Source organism: Kocuria sp. HMSC066H03 (genome assembly GCF_001812045.1).
GTDB lineage: Bacteria > Actinomycetota > Actinomycetes > Actinomycetales > Micrococcaceae > Kocuria > Kocuria rhizophila.
In genome coordinates this window covers 184,759-205,304 of the sequence record NZ_KV807509.1, presented here as the reverse complement: position 1 = coordinate 205,304, position 20,546 = coordinate 184,759, and the positions used below count along the sequence as shown (strand labels likewise).

Sequence of the window (20,546 nt, the reverse complement as noted above, 5' to 3'; positions counted from 1 at the left end):
CAAGGGAGTGAACATGCGCATCCGCCGGCACGGTTACCGCCGCCAACTGGTCGTACTGGGGTTCATCGCCTACCTGCTGGGGCTGGTGGCCCTGTCTTTCACGACGGACATCGGGACGGTCCTCGCTACGGCGCTTGTGTCGGCGGGTGTGTGCCTCGTGGTTTCCGCTGTAACGCTCTCCAGTACGCAGGAGCGGCCCGCGAGTCCGGTCTCGGTCGAACCCCCAGTCTTTACCCAGGACGATAAGTACAAATTGCTTCGGTACACGAGCACTACTGAGTACCGGACGCGCGATGATGGGAGGCGCGAATCTGCCCTGGTGCGCACGCGCGACCTTCAGCCCGTGATCCGAGAGATTTCTCGAGCGCGTGAGGCACTCGAGAGTCTCCAGGTCAGTCAGCAGCAACTCGAGGGTGTTCCCAACGCCCCCACGCGAAGCAGTCTGGAACTGCACCGTCCCAACGGCATCGCTGCAACCGCCCAGTCGGCATCCAGGGGCGCAGCTATAGGCCGCTACGCGGCTTCGGTCGAAAGCGACCCTCGGCGGGAGCATCTTCTGGCCCAGCTCCTCACGCCGGACGAGCACGCTCTCCCGCCCTTGGCGCACGTCATCGGGTCCGACCAGTTGCTCAAGCACCTGCGTCACGTGTGCACCGTGTCGCCCATGTCCCCCTCCCACCTCACAGTGGCGCCGGAGGCCTCGTGGTTCATCATGGAGACGAGCCAGTTCCACTGCGGCGCGTGGGATCTTGCTCTCACGGCAGCCAGCACCCGAAGGTACGACGCCCTCCGTCATCTTCTGCGGCAGGCGCACTCCAACGGGACAGTGCTCGTGCTCCTTGCTGACGACCACTGTCAGGCCATCTTCAGCAACGATCTCGCTGCCCTGTGCGATGTGGTCATCGATCAGAGCTCCGCGTCGAGTGCGCTGTTCGGTTGGACCGGTGACGAAAATCTACCAGTTATTGCACGGCTAAACGCTTACATGAGAGAGCGCACAAACGCATGAGCATTCAGGGCACCGCGATCTTGTACGGTGATGTTTCCCCCAACATCGTCGACGGCTCCTCCATCTGGCTGATCTCGATGGCTGAAACGTTGAGCCGCATATTCAGCCGCGTGATTGTTCCCTTGAAGGACGAACCCCGCGACCAGCGTCTGTATAATCGACTGCAGAGCCTCACTGGGGTAATCACGGTCATTCCGGAGACCGCCGATGAGAAGTCTTTACCACTCTCTCCGGACGATGCCGTTAGGACCATTGTTGACCTCACCGCGGAGTACGCCCCCGACGTCATTGTCGTGCGTGGCGGGGAAGCGTGCTTCCGCGCCATCTACCACCCGACAGTGGCGAACAGGCTCTGGGCATACGTTACCGACCTGCCGTATCCCCTGACGAAAATATCTAAGACCTCCCTCGACCGACTTCAGCAGATTTCCCGACGGTGCATGCGTCTCTTCTGCCAGACGGAGGAGTCTCGTTCCTACCTGGAAGCCATTGCACCGGAGGCGGCTGGAAAGTGTGTCCTACTTAATCCCATGATTCCCGACGAGTTCTTCGCCGAGGATGAATCGGGGCACCCCGTGAAGCGGGACGGAGAGATCACCCACGTGGTCTACAACGGGAAGTTCGCAAAGCCGTGGCTCACCCGAGAGATGATCGCGTTGCCTTCGCGACTGCGAGAGCGCGGGATTACTGCCGACTTGCGGATGATCGGAGACAAGTTCCAGAAAGACCATTCGGACGCTGCATGGCATGTGCGCATGCGATACGACTTGGAGGAGGCTGCGAACGCCCCCGCCTCAGGGGTCGAGTGGCTCGGGGGCATGACACGCGACGCCGCTCTTGAAGCGGTGGCATCCGCTGACTACGGGCTGGGATGGCGTACACGCGAGTTGAATGCGTCCCTGGAGCTGTCCACCAAGCTCCTTGAATACTGCGCTGTGGGCGTTCTCCCAGTGGTCAACCGCAACGCCATCCACGAGGAACTGCTCGGTCAGGACTACCCCCTATTTCTCGAGGACTCCACTGTCGATGAGGTCGTCCGTGCGATCACGAAGTTCGAGAGCAACGGGGACCGCCCGGCCACGGTGCAACGGGTGCGCGCCGCGGCCGGCCACTATTCCGTGTCGGCAACTGTCGAGCGTCTCTCCAGGGCGTTTGGCCGTGCTGGCGTTCTGCGTCCAGCTGAGGCGAGCGGGGTTGGGGGAGCATCGGACCAGCGGACTCGAGTGGTTGTAGCATCTCACGACTTCAAGTTCATGGGGGAGATCCTCTCCCAGCTGCGCTCAGACGCCCGTTTCGAGGTGCAGCTAGACGTTTGGAGAACGCTGCATACGCACGACGAGAAGCGCAGCAAGCAATTGCTGGAGTGGGCGGACGTCATCCTATGCGAGTGGTGTGGGCCTAATGTCGAGTGGTACAGCCACAACAAGCGGAACGACCAGAAGCTCGTGGTTCGCCTGCACCGTTTCGAGGTCAACGGCGCGTGGATGCCACGGATTGACTACACCGCCATCAACACCATGATCTACGTGTCAGATCTGCAGCGCGAGGATTCCGAGCGGATCGTACCCGCTCTGCGCTCAACACCGGCCCGGATCATCCCCAATACGCTCGACTGCGCAGACCTCCACCGGGCCAAGTTTTCGGGATCGCAGTTCCATCTCGGCGTCCTGGGCATCGTCCCCTTCGTCAAGCGACCCGACCGCGCTCTTGATCTTCTGGAGGATCTTCGAGCCACTGACGAGCGGTACGTCCTGCACCTGCGAGGACGGATGCCGTGGGAGTATCCCCACGAGTGGAAGAAACCTCTTCAGCAGCAACTGTACCTGGACTTCTTCCGGCGCATTCGGGAATCGGAGTCGCTGAGACGCGGTGTGGTCTTCGAGCCCTTCGGCGCCGACATTGGCTCTTGGCTCAGGAAAATCGGCGTCATCCTCTCGCCCAGTGCCTTCGAGAGCTTCCACCTGGCCTGCGCCGAGGGCATGGCCTCCGGGTCTGTGCCCGTGGTCTGGTCACGAGCCGGTGCCGACGCCATTTTCGGCGCAGAGAACATCTATGCATCTGGTGCCCCCATGCGCGACGCGGTCATGGCGTTGCAGGACCCGGCCGTTCGAGCGGAACAGTCGGGGGCCGCCATGAGCAGGGCCAGAGGATGGGACATCATGACGGTCTATCCGCAGTGGCAGGAGGTGCTGACCGACAGTCGGGGGACCGCAACGGTTTGACGACGACGCCACCGGTTCCATGGAGCCGGTGAGATCAGATGCTCCGCCACAAGGACTGCCGCCTCGCGGGTCAGGGTGAGGCCTGTGGGACAATCCCATCCAGCACAGCGAGGGATTCGGACCGGTGGGGTTCATCGAACCTCAGTGTGTGGTCCATTGACTCCTCCTCGCAGTGCTGTGCCGCCAGGGATCCGTTGAGCAGACGAACCGTGGTCTTCCTGTCCAGTGGGTTGTGGCCAGCTATCGCATCCGTGTAGACGCGGATGAGGAAGTTCTTCGACAGTTCGGGGTGACGCCGGATGAAGTCGCGAATCTGCGGCAGATCAACGGTCCGGTCGTGCCGAGACTCGATATTCACCCAGTACTCGAGGTTCTGAGGATGGCCGCGTTCCACGATTGCGTCCAGAAAGTTTGCCCGCGTGGCGAGCTTCGTTCTGATCGTCTTGGGATACATTCCGCCGAACAATCTCTGCGTGGCGAGTTTGACCGCGGGTGCCATCCACCGGGTCCAATCTACCTGCGCATTGTTCACCACGGCCCGAGCGCCTATATCGTGCACGGCCATCTGGGTGGCTAAAAAGCCTCCGGCGGATGAACCGAAGTACGTCCTGCCCTCAGGGCCCTGAACACCCAACGACTCGGACATCACCCGGAGCGCGTGAAGCACGTCCGGAACAATCCAGTTCCCCGTGTCAACCTGCCCCCATGCCAGTGGGAGCGCGTTAGGCCCCACGGTGCCAGGATCGCAGACGTTCACCACGTGGACCGGAAAATCCTCGGCCCACGTGGAGCGCTGGAACACGGGTCGGCCACCGCTGACCGACAGATCCACTGCCCCGTTCAGCAGCACGAGGAGCTGGGCGGGGGAACCGAGCAGATCACCTTTCGGGTGCAGATACAGCGGGATCACACCACTGGCGGCACGCACCCATACCTCCGCGCCTCCTGAGGCGGCGATTCGTTGCATGGGCAACGATCCGGTGCCCTGCGCGTCAGTGATGAAACGGGGGGTGTGGTGCACTAGATGGGTTCACTTTTCCTGAAGAGTTGCAGAGTTGGGAAGAGTACTTCGGTCACGATGTCCCGGGGCAATGCTGCGTGCCCCTTGACGCGTTGGGTGACGATGAGTTCGCCGAACCCCGTGCGGGGGGGGGGTGGAGAGTTCGGCTAGTTCTCTGAAGAACTGGGTTTGTTTGCCAAACTGACTGTCGAATGTGTTCGTCACCAGAAAAAATTGCGGAACGTGGCCACTGTGTTTGATCCTGGCGAGCAGATTCAGACGCTCTGGGAACTTCTGGCGCAGAGAGGCAAGAGAGTCACCCAGAATGATGTCCTCGATTGCTTGTATGGACTCGGGCACCCAGTCACCCACGTCTACCTGGGGCACCTCGGCGACTGCCTGTGAACCAGGGATTCGACTTGCGACGGCAATGGCACCAAAGCCACCAAGCGACGACCCGTAGAAGAAGATGTCATCCTCGTTGATCCCGCGGCTGGCGGCTGTTTTTGTCACGAAGTTGGCTATCAAGTGCACCACGTCAATGTTCGGATGCACGAACCATGCGCCTGTAATGCCTGGATGGTCGGGCAGTGCCGGGTCGAGAAGGGCCAAGACATCGTGACGTGGAAAGTCGTCAGCCCACGAGAATCGGCTGAACGTTCTCATACCAGTAGCCCGTCGTGCTGCTGTCACTGCCGAGGGCATGAACACGATGAGTCCCTCTGGATTGTCGCGCTGCGCATGCTGGAAAGTGATGGGCATGCTGCGCAGGCTTCTATCTGTCTGCACGGAATTCACTGGTGGTCTCCATGGAGTCGAGGGGAAAGGGACGGATCCCGCAACGGTCGCGGGCGGTCAGCCGAGGGCCCAGCTCACTAGCCCCGCCGCCCCAGCGCCAGATACCGCCACCCGGCATCCCGCCAGGCGTCGGGATCCAGCACGTTTCGCCCATCGACGACCGTGGGTGTTGCCACAAGCGAGGCGACACGGAGGGGGTCCATGTCCCTGAACTCCCGCCACTCGGTGAGCAGCAGGGTCACCTGCGCGCCGGCCACGGCGGCGTCGAGCGAGTCGACGTAGTCCAGGCGGGGGTAGCGCTGGGCGGCGTTGGCGTTGGCCTGGGGGTCGTAGAGGCGCACGTCCGCACCCATGGAGTGCAGGCGGGCGGCGATGTCCAGGGCGGGGGAGTCCCGGACGTCGTCGGACTCGGGTTTGAAAGCGGCTCCGAGCACTGCGATCCGCGCGCCGTGCACCGATCCGCCGCACTCCTGCACGGCCAGCTGCACGGTGTGCTCGCGGCGGCGCAGGTTGATGTCGTCCACCTCCGCCAGGAACCGCAGTGACTGGTCCAGCCCCAGCTCCGAGGCCCGGGCACGCAGCGCGCGGATGTCCTTGGGCAGGCACCCACCGCCGAAGCCCACCCCGGCGTTGAGGAACTTGCGTCCGATGCGGTCGTCCAGCCCGATGGCGTCAGCCAGCGTGCGGATGTCCCCGCCCACGGTCTCCGTGATCTCGGACAGCGCGTTGATGAAGCTGATCTTCGTGGCCAGGAAGCTGTTGGCCGCCACCTTCACGAGCTCCGCCGTCTGGTAGTCGGTCACGATGAACGGTGTGTCCGCGGCCAGCTGCTGCGCGTAGGCCTCGCGCAGAGCGGTCTCGGCGCGTTCGGCACCCGGGGTGGGCCGGCCGGCGTCATCGTGCTCCACGCCCAGCACCATGCGGTCCGGGCGCAGAGTGTCCTCCACCGCGTGCCCCTCGCGCAGGAACTCCGGGTTCCAGGCGAGATCCACCGTCACCCCGGAGCGCGACGCCGCCCGGGCCGCCTCCTGCAGGCGCCCCGCCGATCCGACCGGAACGGTGGACTTGCCCGCGATCACGCAGTCGTGGTCCGCGGCCCGCGCGATCTGCTCCACAGCGGCGTCCACGTAGGTCATGTCCGCCGCGTGACCGGTGCGCTTCTGCGGAGTGCCCACCCCGATGAAGTGGACGTCCCCGAACGCCCCGGCCTCCTCGTAGGAGGTGGTGAAGCGCACCGCGCCCGTGGCCACGTGCTTCCTCAGCAGCTCTGGCAGACCTGGTTCGTGGAACGGGACCTCACCGGCCGCGAGCTTGTCGATCTTGGCGCGGTCCACGTCCACGCCCAGCACCTCGTGGCCCAGCTCCGCCATGGCCACCGCGTGCGTTGCGCCCAGGTAGCCCGTGCCGATCACCGTCATGCGCATGGAGCAGTCCTTTCGGAGGGAGGGGCGGCTCAGGCCTGCGAGTCGAAGTCCGCGATCCGCTGCCCCACGCCGAACATCTGCTCGATCGCGGCCAGGGTGCGCTCGGCGGCCCTGCCGTCACCGTAGGGGTTCACGGCGTTGGCCATCGCGCGGTAGGCGGCGTCGTCGTTGAGCAGCCGGTCCACCTCGGTGACGATCCGCTCCTCGTCCGTGCCGATGAGCGTGACGGTCCCGGCGGTCACGGCCTCGGGGCGCTCGGTGTTCTCGCGCATCACGAGCACGGGCTTGCCCAGGGACGGCGCCTCCTCCTGGACCCCGCCGGAGTCCGTGAGGACCACGTGGGCCACGGAGAGCATGCGGGTGAACTCGCCGTAGGCCAGCGGTTCGGTGACCACCACGTTGGGCAGCCCCTCGATGGCGGGCAGCACGGCCTCGCGCACCACGGGATTGCGGTGCACGGGCAGCACGATGGTCAGCTCCGGCTCCGCCTGCGCGATCCTGGCCAGTGCGCGCCCGACGCCGCGCATCGCCTCGCCCTGGTTCTCACGACGGTGCGTGGTCACCAGCAGCACGCGCCGGCCGGAGGAGGCAATCTCCTCGAGCTGCGGGTCCGAGAACGGAAGCTTCTGCTCCACGGTGTGCAGCAGCGCGTCGATGACGGTGTTGCCCGTGACCACGATGTCCTCCTCAGGCAGCGCCTCCCGCAGCAGGTTCTCCTTGGAAGTGCTGGTGGGGGCCAGGTGCAGGGAGGTGATCTGGGAGGTCATCTTGCGGTTGGCCTCCTCCGGGAAGGGGGAGAAGAGGTCGAAGGACCGCAGCCCGGCCTCGGCGTGGATCACGGGAATGCCGCGGTAGAAAGCGGCGATCGCACCCGCGGTGGAGGTGGTGGTGTCTCCCTGGACCACCACGGCGTCAGGGGCGTTCTCCGCGAAGATCGCGTCCAGGCCCTCCACGGTGCGGGTCAGCACGCCGTTGAGGGTTTGGCGCGGCTGGATGATGTTCAGGTCGTGGTCAGGGGTGATGTCGAAGATATCGTTGACCTGGTCCAGCATCTCGCGGTGCTGACCGGTCACGGTGACCACGCACTCGAACTGCGGGCTGGCCTGCAGGGCCTTGACGATCGGCGCCATCTTGATGGCCTCCGGGCGGGTGCCGTAGATCGGCATGATCGTGAACACGCAATACATCCTTTGCTGGATCCCGTGGACGAGACGGGACCCGCCGTGAGGCGCCGGTGCCCGTTCTTCCCCTACGTTCCGACAGTCTATGGGAGCAGGGCGACCATCCCCGGCAGCATCTGGGTGGACGTGTCCCCCTTAGAGGGTACAGATGTACGCGCGGGTAGGAGAGATGGGTAAGCCGTGCTGGAATACACTTTTGTGCATACGAATGCAGGTTCGTACGACGTGGTAACTCCCGACTTTTCTCCACGCCACCCGTGACACATTCACCCGAATATCACGAGCGCAATTAGATTGCGCAAAACCTACTTTACGCGAACAGGCGAGTTCGAGGAGAGAAACAGTGGCACCACCACTTCCGGGATCAGTACCCCCCAATGCGCAGATCCCGGTCCTCATCACCTACAGCACCGCCGGTGGACTGCAGCTGCCGCTGCCCCAGGCCACCATGCGGGAGAGCTTCACGGGACTGCAGATGCTGTCCCACCAGATGTTCGAGCCATCGGCCACCGCCCTGGAGGGCTACCAGCACGATTTCACCATCATGCAGATGGGCCCCTCCGCCTTCGAGATCGAGGTCCGGGCCTCGGTGTCACGCTCCACCCGGATGCGTGGCCGCACGGCGGCCAAGAACCACCTCAGGACGGCCGCCGTCCTGGAGCGCCTCGTGGACATGATGATCAGCGTCGGGGAGCTGGCGTGCTTCATCGCCAACCACCCGGAGCTCGAGGTGCGCTACGTGAGCGGCTGCTCCGGGCAGTACTACGAGTTCCTGGTGGCCGGGCAGGTGCTGCGGGCCGTGGAGGCCCGGGCCGTGGAGATCCTCCCCACGCTTCCCCTGCAGGAGTCCATACGGGCCATCCTGGCCAACCTGAAGCAGCCCGGGGTGGCGTACTGCACGCTGGAGAAGCGGATCGCCGGAGTGGACTACATGCGGCGCGTGGTCATTCCGTCCTCGGACCACCTCCGGCGCTTCGCGGACGGCGGCCCGTTCTACCTGACCACGGAGGACCTGGAGCGGGCCCGCGCCCGCGTGGATCCCGCGCGCGCCGAGCAGTGGGAGGTCGTGCCCTCGTCCAAGAACGCCTACGCGGTCTAGGACCTCATCTGAGCCACGCCCGGCGGGAGCCCTGCCGGACGCGCAGCGCCCGGGATGGCGACGCCGGGCACGCACCTCGCGGAGCGGGGGCACCACGCCGGTGGGCCGCCACCCCATCTCTGTTCGGACCGCACGCAGAGCATGGACGACGCCGGACGGGCGCCCCCCGCGCTCAGCGCACCGTGCTCTTCTTGCGGTTGCCGCGCAGCAGCCGGGCCAGGTGGCGAACCCGGTCCACGTTGGAGGACACCGCCAGGTAGCCGCTGAGCACCCCCACGGTGGACATGCCTCCCACGATGAGGGGAGTGTGGTACTTCTTCCACCGTTCCGGGTCCGAGGCGATGATGTGCGCCGTGCCGTTGATGGTTGCGGCGATCACGCCGCCGGCCACCACCTGGTGGCTGATCTTGGTGCCGTTCTTGAACAGCGGTTCCAGCTCGTCGGTGCGCAGGTGCACGTCGAACCCGCCGCGCTCGAGCACCACGATCAGCCGGCGCACGTACTCGGGGACGTCCACCCCCATCTGCACGGCGTCCTCCACCGTGGCGCGCAGCCGGTTGAGCAGCATCTCGGGGGAGAGGCGGTGCATGATGAACCGCTCCGCGTACGGCTGCACCGAGGAGACCAGGTCGAACTCCGGGTCCAGGCCCGTGCCCATGGACTCCGCGGTCACGAGCATGCGCAGCAGCAGCGCCGACTGCCGCGGCAGCTGCAGCTTGTGGTGGCGCAGCACGGAGATCAGGTCCGCCATGAGTGCCCCCACCCGCACCTCCTGCAGGGGCTTGTTGGCGTAGCGGCGCATCATGACCGCCACGTCCTTCTCGATCTCCCGCTTGGAGATGTCGTGGGTGCCGCTGTCCGTGAGTCCCAGCAGCCCGGTGGCCGCGCGCCGCGGGTTGTCCTGCACCACGCCCAGCAGAAGGGTGATCAGGTGGTCGCGGAACTCCTCGGTGAGGTTGCCCACCATGCCGAAGTCGATGATCGCGATCCGGCCGTCCGGCTCCACGAACAGGTTCCCGGGGTGCGGGTCCGCGTGGAAGAAGCCGTCCTCGAACACCATCTTGCAGATGGCGTCCGTGGCCTCCTTGGCCAGCAGGTGCCGGTCGATGCCCTCGGCCTCGAGCGCGGCGTAGTCGTTGATCTTGACGCCGAACATCCGCTCCATGGTGAGCACCCGGGAGGTGCTGGCCTCCCAGAAGATCTCCGGGATGTGGATCTGCGGGTGGCCCGTGAAGTTCTCGGCCATGCGCTGGGAGTTCTTGGCCTCCTGCAGGAAGTCCAGCTCGTCGCACAGGGACGTGCTGAACTCCTCCACGATGCCCTCGAGGTCGTAGTCCTGGGCCGCGGTCCAGTAGCGGGAGACCCACTTGGCCATGTCCTGCAGGATCTCCAGGTCCCGGTTGACCTCGTCCGTGACCCCGGGGCGGCGCACCTTCACGATCACCTGGTGGCCCTGGTAGGTGGCCGCGTGGGCCTGGCCGATGGATCCCGTGGCCACCGGGTCCGGGTCCATGTGGGTGAGGATCTCCTCCGCCTGGGTGTCCGGCTCGGCCTCGATCATGGCGCGGATCTGCTCCACGGGGATGGGCGGGGTGTTGTCCTGGAGCTTGAGCAGCTCCTCCGCGTAGCCCGGCGGCAGCAGGTCCGGGCGGGTGGAGGTCAGCTGGCCCAGCTTCACGAAGGTGGGCCCCAGCTCCTCCAGCGCCATGCGCAGGTGCTCGGGCTGCGAGTGGACGGTCTGCGGGTCGATGAGCTTCACCCGCGCGAGCGGAGCCCGCCACTGGGGCTTGAGCCCGCCCAGGGCGAAGCCGAAGCCGTGCTTGGTGAGGACCTCGATGATCTGGAGGAACCGTTCGCGGCGGGAAATCATACGGGTGGACGAGCCCCTTACAGCGTTCTGTGGAGGTACATGGCCATGAATCCGGTGGCCACGGCCACGATCAGGACGAGCGTGGTGACCAATGGTTCCACACCCAGCATGAAGATCCCCAGGAGAACCAGGACCGCGGTGAGCACGAGCAGCGCGGTGACCACGGGTTTCAGTCCACTCACCAGCCGCGACGCCGCACCGCTGGCGGGTCGGGGGGCGCGTGGCGAGTCCTCGGTGCGCACCGGGGACGGGGAGACCTCGGCGGGCCCGCCGTCCGCGCGCACGGGGGCGGCGTCGTCAGGGGCAGTCGTGGTGGCCGCGCGCGTGGCCTCGGCCCGTCCGGCGTCACCGCGCAGACGCGCGGCAAATCCGCGAGCCGCGGCGGCCGCGGAGCTGGAGCCCGCGGCCTCCGGGTGGGCCGCGGTGAAGCCCCGGCGCCACTTCTTGGAGTTGCGCCCGTGGTCGGACTCCACGGCCACATAGGCCGGCGGGACCTCGTACTCCTCGGCGTCGGGCAGCAGCTCGGGAACGTCGTTGGGCAGCTCCGTGAACCACTGGGCCGGGACCTCGGAGGCGCGCGCGGCCTGCAGGGTCATGGACACCTCGAACGAGGACCCTCGGATGGTGCCCCACACCGCGGTGAGCAGGTCGTGGTCGAAGGCGTGGTTGATGATCGGGATGAACTGCTGGGACATCTGCGTGGAGAGCCGCCCCACCTGCTTGCGCTCGTAGAGCACGTCCACGGTGTCCACGGTGACGCCGTGGGAGTTGCGCACCTTGTTGACCTCCAGCGTGAGGATCACGCGGCCCTCGCCGGAGGCGGGCACGATCGAGTGCAGGTACTCCGCGAAGTCCTGCTCGTCCAGCACCTTGATCGAGGAGCCCTGGGGCAGCACGGCCGCCTGGGCGGGGGCGGTGTTCAGGGGGAACAGCAGGTCCGGGGGAGCGATGTCGATCACCGCACGCGCGTCCACCTCCGCCACGCCGTCCTGACGCAGCAGCTCCGCCTCAAGGTGCAGGGGAACCACGGGGGTGTAGCCGGAGGCGATCACGCGGGAGAGCGGGTGCCAGTAGCGGTGCGCGTCCTCCGAGGACAGGTGGGCCACCTTGTTCTCGCCCACGCGCACGGACACGGTGCGCGGGTCGAAGGGGTTGTCCGGCTCCGGCACGAGGGCGGCCATGCCGTTCCACGTCTGCGCGCGACCCGCGGAGAGACCCCCGAACACCCTCATGATCTCGGTGTCGTAGAAGTTCTCGGTGACGACGTCCAAGGACCCCCGGTCGTTGAGCGCGTAATCGGTCATGGTCTCCCTCGCTGTAGCACTGGCAGATCCTCCGCCGCAGGATCTGCCCTCATGCTATCCGTTGATCCAGGTGCATCGATGTTCATCCACTCGGTGGACATGGCCGGTCCCGGCTCAGCGGGACAGGTACATCAGCTGCAGGGTCACCGCGCGCTGGGCGTCGTCGAGCAGCTCGGTGACGATGCGCCGCAGGGCCGCGGGAGCGTCGTCGTGCGCGTCCAGCCACGTGCGGGCGGCACGGACCACGGGATGCTGCGCGGCCGCCTCCGCCGGGTCCCCGGTGGGAGTCCCCGCCGCGCCCGACGACGCCGCCTGGGCGTCCACCGCGCGCGGGAACAGCCCGCGGACCATGCGGGTGGCGATCTCCATGGAGTGCCCGGCCCACCACGCGGTGAGCTGCTCGAAGTAGACGTCCTCGTAGCGGCGCAGCACGGTGGGCGCCGCGAGCTGGAAGCCGGCAATGGTGGCGCTGAGCTCGTCGTTGGACAGCGTCCCGGAGACGATCCGCTCCCACGCCTGCTGCTTGGAACGGTCCGAGCGCATGGCCGCGACCGCCTCGAGGTATCCCAGGTGACCGTCCCGCGTGGGGTCCTGGGCGTGCTCGGACTCCAGCTCGGACACGGTGCTGTGCCCGGTGGCGGTCACCGCGGTGAGCATGCTCCAGCGCAGCTGCGGGGTGAGCTCCAGACCGGGGACGGTGTGCACACCGCCCAGCCACTCCTGGATGGGCCGGGCGTACTTCCCGTCCCGTGCGGCCTCCCGGGCGAAGGAGCGCGCCAGGATCAGCTGCGCGTCCGAGCCGGGCTCCGCGGCCAGCATGGAGGAGCCCAGGGCGTCGAGCAGCGCCCGGCGCGTGGCGGTGCGGTGCGTGACGGGCACGTACTGGCCCAGGGCCTGGCGGGCGTGGTCCAGGACCGTGGTGAGGATCGCGGCGTGGGACTCGGTGGTGCAGCGGCGGACCACCATGAGCACGTACTCGCGCGGGCACAGCCGCCCGTCCCGCACCGCGGCCCACAGCTGCGAGTGCGCCACGGCGCGGGCCAGGGGATCGGTGATCTCACCCACGAGCTCCACCAGCCCGGCCAGGGACGCCGGATCCGGGTGGGCCAGGCAGTAGGTGAGGTCGGTGTCGTTGACCAGCAGCACGGCGTCGGTCGTCCCACCCGCAGGCTCGCCGGTGGGACCGGTGCCGACAGGCATCGTGGACTCGGCGGCAGCGCCACTGGCACGGGCGTCGCCAGCTGCCGCGTCGCCCGCCGCGGCATCGGTGGCCCACGGGCCGGTCACCCCGGTGAGCTCGGTGGGCCGGTCCTCGGCGGGCACGCGCACCTCCGCGCGCGCGGTGTTCTCCACCGCACCCTCGGCGGTGCGGGCGTAGGTCCCCACGGTCAGCACGTGGGGGCGCAGGGGCTCGGCGCGCTGGGTGAGCGTGGCGGGGGAGCCCGCGGCGGCGTCGTCTGGCGCGGTGACCGCGAGCACCGGAACACCCGTGGTGCGCAGCCACTGGTCCGCCCACGCGCGGACGTCGTGCTCGCACGCCTCGTCCAGGACCGCGAGGAAGTCGTCCAGGCTGGTGTTGCCGAACGCGAAACGGCGGAAGTAGGCGCGGCACGCGTCCATGAACGCGTCCTCGCCCACGAAGGCCACCAGCTGCTTGAGCACCGAGGCGCCCTTGGCGTAGGTGATGCCGTCGAAGTTCTGGCGGGCGGCCTCCAGGTCCACGATGTCCGCGACGATCGGGTGCGTGGTGCGCAGCTGGTCCTGGCGGTACGCCCACTCCTTGCGCGCCAGCGCGAACGTGACCCACGCGTCCGTGTACTGCGTGGCGTGCACGCACGCGTACGCGCCCATGAACTCCGCGAAGGACTCCTTCAGCCACAGGTCGTCCCACCACTGCATGGTGACCAGGTCCCCGAACCACATGTGGGACATCTCGTGCATCAGGGTGTTGGCGCGCCCCGCGAGCTGGGCGCGCGTGGCACCGGACGGGAACAGGTAGTCCTCCGTGAACGTGACCATCCCCGGGTTCTCCATGGCCCCCAGGTTGTACTCAGGGACGAACGCCTGCTCGTACTTGCCCCACGGGTACGCAAAGCCGAACAGCTCCGGGAAGAAGTCCAGGCCCTGCTTGGTGAGCGTGAACAGCTCCTCGGCGTCCATGTGCTCGGCGAGCGCCCGCCGGCAGTGCAGCGCCAGCGGAACGGTCACGGGCTCGCCGTGGGGATCAGTGCCGCGCCACTCGTCCGTGACCGTGGCGTACGGTCCCGCCAGGATGGTGGTGATGTAGGAGGAGATCCGCAGCGTGGGCGCGAACTCGTGGCTCACGGCACCCGGGACGTCGCCGTCCTCGGTGGGGGTGGAGGCCACCAGCTCCCCGTTCGACGCCGCGATCCAGTCCCGCGGGGTGAGCACCGTGAAGGTGAAGGCGGCCTTGAGGTCCGGCTGCTCGAACACCGCGAACACCCGGCGGCAGTCCGCGGGCTCGTACTGCGTGTAGATGTACACCTCGCTGTCCTGCGGGTCGATGTAGCGGTGCAGGCCCTCGCCCGAGCGCGAGTAGAGCGCGCGGCCGACCACGCGCAGCTCGTTGGCCTGGCCCAGCTCGGGCAGCCGGATCCGGTCCCCGTCCACCACGTCGTCCACGTCCAGGAGCGCACCGTTGAGCTCCACCTCCGTGACCGTGTCGTGGATGAAGTCGATGAACGTCTCCGCGCCCTCCTCGGCGGTGAACCGCACCGTGACCTCCGAGCCGAAGGTCGTGCTCTCGGGGTTCGGCGCCCCCGAGAGGTCCACCGTGACCCGGTAGTCCTCCACCCGGATCTGCTCGGCACGCGTGGCTGCTTCTTCTCTGGTCAGGCTGGCTCCCATGCCCCCAGTGTAGGCACGGGGCGGTGTCGCCGGTCACACGGCTACACCGCCCGCCCTGTGCGCCTACTTCTCGAAGCGGTAGTTCTTGGGAGCGATCGTGAGACCGGACTCCGTGACCGTGAGCCCGCGCGCGAGGTCCTGCTCCCGGTCCAGGCCCACGGTGAACCCCGGGGGGACCACCACGTTCTTGTCCAGGATGCAGCGGTGCACGGTGGCACCGGCACCGATCTGCACGTTCTGCATCAGCACGGACTCGGTGACACGGGCGTCGTGCTCCACCTTGACCTTGGGGGAGAGCACGGAGGAGCCCACGTGCCCGCCGGTGATCAGCACGCCGGGGGAGACGATGGAGTCGAACGCCACGCCCGCCTGGCCGTTGGGTCCGCGCACCGTCCTGGCGGGAGGCGCCATGATCTGGTGCGTGTAGATGGGCCAGTCGTAGTTGTAGAGGTTGAACACCGGCAGCGGGCGGATCAGGTCCATGTGGGACTCGTAGTAGGAGTCCAGGGTGCCCACGTCCCGCCAGTACTGCCGGTCCCGCTCCGTGGAGCCCGGGACGTCGTTGTGCGTGAAGTCGTAGACCACGGCCTCCCCGCGCTGCGAGAAGTACGGCATGATGTCCCCGCCCATGTCGTGGTGGGTGTCCGCCTTCTCGTTGTCCGTGCGCAGCGCCTCCACGAGGGCGTCCCGGTCGAACACGTAGTTGCCCATCGAGGCCAGGAACGAGTCGGGATCGTCCGGCAGGGGAGCGGTGGTGTCCGGCTTCTCCACGAAGCGCGCGATCTTCGCGGGATCGTGCGGGTCCGTCTCGATCACGCCGAAGGACTTGACCATCTCCATGGGCTGGCGCACGGCGGCCACCGTGGCCTTGGCCCCGGACTCGATGTGCTTCTCCACCATGTCCGCGAAGTCCATGCGGTACACGTGGTCCGCGCCCACCACCACCACGATGTCCGGATCGGCGTCGTCGATCAGGTTCATGGACTGGTAGATGGCGTTGGCCGAGCCCAGGAACCAGTCCTTGCCGCGGCGCTGCTGCGCCGGCACGGACGTCACGTAGTTGCCCAGCTGCGTGGACAGCCGCCACGTCTCGGACAGGTGGCGGTCCAGGGAGTGGGACTTGTACTGCGTGAGCACCACGATCTGCAGGTACCCCGAGTTCACCAGGTTGGACAGGGCGAAGTCGATCAGCCGGTAGCCTCCCGCGAACGGCACGGCGGGCTTGGCGCGGTCCTCCGTGAGCGGCATCAGGCGCTTGCCCTCACCGCCGGCCAGCACGATCGCCAGGACCTTCTTCTGTCGTGACATACGTAGCACTCCACTTCCCGAGACGGTCAGGGCCCGCGGGCCGCGACGCGGCGTCGACGTCATCTGGTCTTCACCGTCATTGTGTCCCACTCCACCTGGGCTGACACAACACCGACCCGAGCTCGTGGCAACTTTTCACCCCCGCCGGGCACCAGTCGCCCGTCTCCACGGCACCGGCTGCCCGGGGTGGCACGACGACGACGCCCGTGCCCCTCGCGCACACCACCCCCTGCGGGGGTGAGGACCGGGGTCGCTCGGCCGCGGACGGGAGTGCGGGGCGGGGCCGGGTGGTCTCGGACCGGCATGCGGGGCGGACCCCGGCGACACGGGCCGTCGTCATGCGACCATCGTCGCGCAGACCGGGGCGCACGGACCGCGGGCGCAGCGACGGCGCACGCGCGGTGCCGTGGCGACCGGCGGCGTCGCCCGAGGGACACCTGTGGTGCGCGGGAGCCGTGCAGTACGCTCGCACTGTGCGAGTAGACATCCTGAGCAAAGAGTTCCCGCCGGCCATCTACGGGGGAGCGGGGGTGCACGTGGCCGAGCTGTCCCGCGTGCTCGCACCGCTCGTGGACCTCAACGTCCGCTGCTTCGGTGAACCCCGGGAGCCGGACTTCCACGGGGCACGGGTCACGGCGTACCCGGTGCCCGCTGAGCTCGGTGACGCGAACGCCGCCGTGCAGACCCTGGGCGTGGACCTCACCATGGTCCAGGACGTCGCCGGCGCGGACCTCGTGCACTCCCACACGTGGTACGCCAACATGGGCGGGCACCTCTCCTCCCTGATGTACGACATCCCGCACGTGCTCTCCGCCCACTCCCTGGAGCCCCTGCGCCCGTGGAAGGCCGAGCAGCTCGGCGGTGGCTACCGCGTGTCCTCCTTCGCGGAGAAGACCTCCTACGAGGCCGCCGCCGCGATCATCGCCGTGTCCGAGGGGATGCGCCAGGACATCCTGCGCTCCTACCCCGCCGTGGACCCCGAGCGCGTGCGCACCGTGCACAACGGCATCGACGTCACCCAGTGGAACAGGGACGAGGCCACGGACGTGCTCGAGGAGTACGGCATCGACCCCGCCCGGCCCTCCGTCGCGTTCGTGGGCCGCGTGACCCGTCAGAAGGGTGTGCCCTACCTGCTGCGCGCCGCCCTGCAGCTGCCGCCCGAGGTGCAGCTCGTGCTGTGCGCCGGAGCCGCCGACACCCCCGAGCTCGGCGCCGAGGTCAACGCCCTGATCGAGCAGCTCAAGAGCGAACGGGACGGCGTGGTGCTCATCGAGAAGATGCTGCCGCGCCGCGAGGTCATCCAGATCCTCTCCCACGCCACCGCCTTCGCATGCCCCTCCGTGTACGAGCCCCTGGGCATCGTCAACCTCGAGGCCATGGCGTGCGGCGCGGCCGTGGTCGCCTCCGCCACGGGCGGCATCCCCGAGGTCGTCGCCGACGGCGAGACCGGAACCCTGGTCCCCATCGAGCAGGTCACCGACGGCACCGGAACGCCCCTGGACCCCCAGAAGTTCGTGGACGACTTCGCCGCCGCCCTCACGGACATGGTCTCCGACCCCGAGCGCGCTCGCCGCATGGGCCAGGCCGGGCGACGCCGCGTGGAGGAGCACTTCTCGTGGGAGTCCATCGCCCAGCAGACCCTGGAGGTCTACCGCTCGGTGCTCTGACGCCCACCCCGGCACGGGAGACCCGCACCTCGCGTCCCCCGGCTCGGACCCCGGCACCCTCGGACCGCATGGTCCCTGGGCGCCGGGGTCCGTTCATGTCCGGGACGCAGGGCCCACCGGGCAGCTCGGGGGGGGGTTCTTCACCCGGCGACAGGTTCGGTGCGTGGGGACTGCCGTGCCAGGACGTCCTGCCCCGCGGGCTCGTCAGCCCATGGCGGGCGCGGAGTCCTGGCCCGGCTGGGCCAGAACACCGCTCAACAGGTGCTCGACCGCCTGCACGTAGGCCTCGTGCGTCTGCTTCGGATCCTCTGAGAGGCTCACCTGCACCATGTAGCCCTGGACCAGCCCGATGAAAGCGGGACGGAGGCGGTCGGCCAGCCGATCGGCGTCGTCCTCCACCAGGCCGCGCTCGCTGCGCAGCCACGCGCTCAGGTAGCGGCGCAGGTGGCTGCCCGCCTCCGCGAGGATGCCGCGCGCCGCCACCTGCAGCTCGGGGCGGCGGACCGACTCGCCCCACACCTGCAGGGGCAGACCGGGGAACGTGGCGCCCTCCGGCAGGTCCGTGACCACCATGGCCATGGCGCGCGCCGGGTGGGGGAGCGGGCTCTGGGAGTGCAGGCGGTCCAGAGCCCCCAGCCGGTCGCGCATCACGCCGCGGCTCGCGTCCAGGAAGAGGTCGTCCTTGCCCCGGTAGTAGACGTACACGGCGCCGGCCGAGAGGCCCGACTCCGCGATGATGTCCGCCATGGACACCGCCGAGAAGCCCTTGCGCCCGATGCAGACCAGGGCGGCGTCCTGAATCCGACGCCGCATCTGCTCCTTGTGCTCTTCCGTGACCTTGGGCACGTCCACCTCCAAAAACGAATGATCGTTCTTGACAGCCTAGCCGAGCGGGTCCACACTTTCCAAGAACAATCATTCCTTTTGAAAGGGGTGGGTCATGTCCCACGTCCAGACCCCGCAGCCGCGACGGCGCCCCGACTGGCTCAAGAGCGTCAGAGCGGCCCTGATCGCCTCGGGCGTGGTGGCCGTCGTGCTGCTCGCCTTCGCCTGGCCCACGATGACCTCGACCACCGCGAACCTGCCCGTGGCGATCGTCGGCACGCAGGAGCAGATCGACGCCGTGACCGAGAAGATGCCGGAGAACGTGCTGGACCTGCACCCGGTGGCCCACCGGGAGGACGCCGTCAACGGGATCAGGACCCGCGAGGTGTACGGCGGGATCGTGCTGGGGGAGCAGCCCGAGTTCCTCACGGCCAGCGCGGCGAGCCCCGTGGCGTCACAGATGCTCAGCGGCATGGCCACGACCGTGCAGCGCGGCATCGACCAGCAGGTCATCGAGGGAACCACGGAGGCGCTCGAGAAGGTCGAGGAGGCCGCGACCAAGGGGCCCGCGGGCATGGCGGCACTGAGCCAGCAGACACCGCAGCAGCAGGCTGGCACTCCGCCCACGGTGACCACCACGGGCGTGGTCCCGCTGTCCGAGGACGACCCGAAGGGGAGTGGGCTGGCCATCGCAGGGCTGCCCCTGACCATGGGCGGAATGATCGGCGGCATCCTGATCTCCACGCTGGTGACCGGGGTGCGCAAGCACCTGCTGGCACTGGGGCTGTACGGAGTCATCGGAGGTTTCGTGCTGGCCGCCATCCTGCAGGGGCTGTTCGGAATCCTGCAGGCCAACTTCCTGGCCAACTGGGCCGCCATCGGGCTGGGGATCACCGCCACCGCCTCGGTGATCGTGGGGTTGAGCTCACTCATCGGACGAGCGGGGCTGGCCGTGGGTGCGATCCTCACGATGTTCATCGGCAACCCGATCTCGGCGCTGACCTCACCCAAGGAGTTCATCCTGGCGCCGTTCGGGGAGATCGGGCAGTGGCTGGTGCCGGGCCTGTCCGGAACACTGCTGCGGGATCTCTCGTACTTCCCGGAGGCGAACATCGCCGCTCAGGTGTGGGCACTGATTGCCTGGGTGACTCTGGGGATCGTGCTGACATTCCTGGGCCACCACAGGAACGAGTCGTCGCTCACGGGCAAGGAAGGGGCGTCGGAACCGGTGGTGGCTGCGGCCTGAGAGGCACTGGGTCACCCTCAGGGAAACACTCCGAGGGCGACCGCCGCGAATGGCTGCCCGTCGGTGACTACGCTGACCACGCTGACCACGGTGATCAACCGGGAGCCTGCAGCTGAGCATTGTGCTCCGAGGCGGGCGGCCAGAGCGGGTGGTCTGCGGCCGACGGGACGTGATCGGGCGGACAGAGGATGAACGCAGAGGACGAAGGGGAGTCATCGGGCGACGGTTCCCCTTCGTCCGTTCCGCGGTACTTTACATAATGTACATTATCGGCTGTACGGGTGCAGCGTGAGATCTCGGGTCACAGCCCAGAACGACGACCCATTGGACGCCACCTGGAGCCCCCGTGGTGAGGCCCGTCGCATGCGGCACCACGCCGGCCCAGCATTCCGCAACCGTGCGCCGGTTTCGCCCGTCGGCCCTTCGAGCCACAGGCGACGGCGCACTCACGCGCGCTGCCGACCGCCCGCGGTGCCCCATCACCGCAGGACTGGTACAAACCGTCAGTCGCCACCGTGGCGCACCATGGACCCAGTGGTCGGCACTGCATCTCGGCGAGGAATCCAGGACCCTGCGTCCCACTGCGCGTCCCACCACATGGCCGGCGTCACAGTCTCGTGGATGCGGCGTCGCGCCGCCCCGCAGCACACCGATTACCACGGCACACCGGCTGAGAGGCTTCCACTGTGACCCATTGCATGATCACCGTCTTCCACGCCCAGGGC

General features: G+C 67.7%; 14 protein-coding genes. 5 read left to right on the top strand and 9 right to left on the bottom strand.

The genetic code is table 11. The features are described from left to right. Positions 1–13 precede the first annotated feature (13 nt). Both HMPREF2833_RS09750 and HMPREF2833_RS09745 read left to right on the top strand, forming a co-directional pair. Positions 14–1,009, top strand: coding sequence for a hypothetical protein (locus HMPREF2833_RS09750; RefSeq protein ID WP_070637814.1), 996 nt, complete (start codon positions 14–16; stop codon positions 1,007–1,009). Further along, positions 1,006–3,231, top strand: coding sequence for a glycosyltransferase family protein (locus HMPREF2833_RS09745; RefSeq protein ID WP_070637812.1), 2,226 nt, complete (start codon positions 1,006–1,008; stop codon positions 3,229–3,231). Before HMPREF2833_RS09750 ends, HMPREF2833_RS09745 begins: the two co-directional genes overlap by 4 nt. A gap of 70 nt (positions 3,232–3,301) precedes the next feature. Here HMPREF2833_RS09745 and HMPREF2833_RS09740 read toward each other — a convergent pair whose 3' ends face one another. The 4 genes from HMPREF2833_RS09740 to wecB all read right to left on the bottom strand — a co-directional run bounded on the left by HMPREF2833_RS09740 (position 3,302) and on the right by wecB (position 7,640). Continuing rightward, a complete protein-coding gene (locus HMPREF2833_RS09740) occupies positions 3,302–4,252 on the bottom strand; it encodes a hypothetical protein (protein WP_141756182.1) in 951 nt (316 codons plus the stop codon). Between the two features lie 9 nt (positions 4,253–4,261). Then, entirely contained in the window at positions 4,262–4,993 is a 732-nt protein-coding gene (locus tag HMPREF2833_RS12415) for a hypothetical protein (protein ID WP_141756181.1), read from the bottom strand. 113 nt (positions 4,994–5,106) lie between these two features. Beyond that, positions 5,107–6,453: a UDP-glucose dehydrogenase family protein gene (locus HMPREF2833_RS09735; protein WP_070637808.1), complete on the bottom strand. Its 1,347-nt coding sequence runs from the start codon at positions 6,451–6,453 to the stop codon at positions 5,107–5,109. 29 nt (positions 6,454–6,482) lie between these two features. Then, entirely contained in the window at positions 6,483–7,640 is a 1,158-nt protein-coding gene (wecB, locus tag HMPREF2833_RS09730) for a non-hydrolyzing UDP-N-acetylglucosamine 2-epimerase (RefSeq protein ID WP_070637807.1), read from the bottom strand. A gap of 337 nt (positions 7,641–7,977) precedes the next feature. Here wecB and HMPREF2833_RS09725 point away from each other — a divergent pair, with 337 nt between their 5' ends. Beyond that, entirely contained in the window at positions 7,978–8,733 is a 756-nt protein-coding gene (locus HMPREF2833_RS09725) for a hypothetical protein (protein WP_070637805.1), read from the top strand. A 172-nt stretch (positions 8,734–8,905) separates the two neighbouring features. On the opposite strand, the gene HMPREF2833_RS09720 is transcribed toward HMPREF2833_RS09725, so the two are convergent. The 4 genes from HMPREF2833_RS09720 to glgC all read right to left on the bottom strand — a co-directional run bounded on the left by HMPREF2833_RS09720 (position 8,906) and on the right by glgC (position 16,083). Beyond that, positions 8,906–10,603, bottom strand: coding sequence for an ABC1 kinase family protein (locus HMPREF2833_RS09720; RefSeq protein ID WP_070637803.1), 1,698 nt, complete (start codon positions 10,601–10,603; stop codon positions 8,906–8,908). 17 nt (positions 10,604–10,620) lie between these two features. Continuing rightward, positions 10,621–11,907 carry a hypothetical protein gene (locus tag HMPREF2833_RS09715; RefSeq protein ID WP_019309207.1) on the bottom strand — a complete coding sequence of 429 codons (1,287 nt, stop codon included), beginning with the start codon at positions 11,905–11,907 and terminating at the stop codon, positions 10,621–10,623. A gap of 114 nt (positions 11,908–12,021) precedes the next feature. Further along, positions 12,022–14,775 carry an aminopeptidase N gene (gene pepN, locus HMPREF2833_RS09710; protein ID WP_070637801.1) on the bottom strand — a complete coding sequence of 918 codons (2,754 nt, stop codon included), beginning with the start codon at positions 14,773–14,775 and terminating at the stop codon, positions 12,022–12,024. A gap of 63 nt (positions 14,776–14,838) precedes the next feature. Then, the gene (glgC, locus tag HMPREF2833_RS09705) at positions 14,839–16,083 is read right to left on the bottom strand and encodes a glucose-1-phosphate adenylyltransferase (protein ID WP_047978853.1); all 1,245 of its coding nucleotides are present in this window, start codon (positions 16,081–16,083) and stop codon (positions 14,839–14,841) included. A 473-nt stretch (positions 16,084–16,556) separates the two neighbouring features. Here glgC and glgA point away from each other — a divergent pair, with 473 nt between their 5' ends. Continuing rightward, positions 16,557–17,750: a glycogen synthase gene (glgA, locus tag HMPREF2833_RS09700; RefSeq protein WP_070638525.1), complete on the top strand. Its 1,194-nt coding sequence runs from the start codon at positions 16,557–16,559 to the stop codon at positions 17,748–17,750. A 204-nt stretch (positions 17,751–17,954) separates the two neighbouring features. Here glgA and HMPREF2833_RS09695 read toward each other — a convergent pair whose 3' ends face one another. Then, complete coding sequence (locus HMPREF2833_RS09695; protein WP_235005061.1) at positions 17,955–18,596, bottom strand: TetR/AcrR family transcriptional regulator; 642 nt, start codon at positions 18,594–18,596, stop codon at positions 17,955–17,957. A 94-nt stretch (positions 18,597–18,690) separates the two neighbouring features. Between HMPREF2833_RS09695 and HMPREF2833_RS09690 the strand changes: the two genes are divergently transcribed. Next, on the top strand, positions 18,691–19,821 hold the full coding sequence (locus tag HMPREF2833_RS09690; RefSeq protein ID WP_070637799.1) for a YhgE/Pip domain-containing protein: 1,131 nt from the start codon (positions 18,691–18,693) through the stop codon (positions 19,819–19,821). Positions 19,822–20,546: the final 725 nt, after the last annotated feature.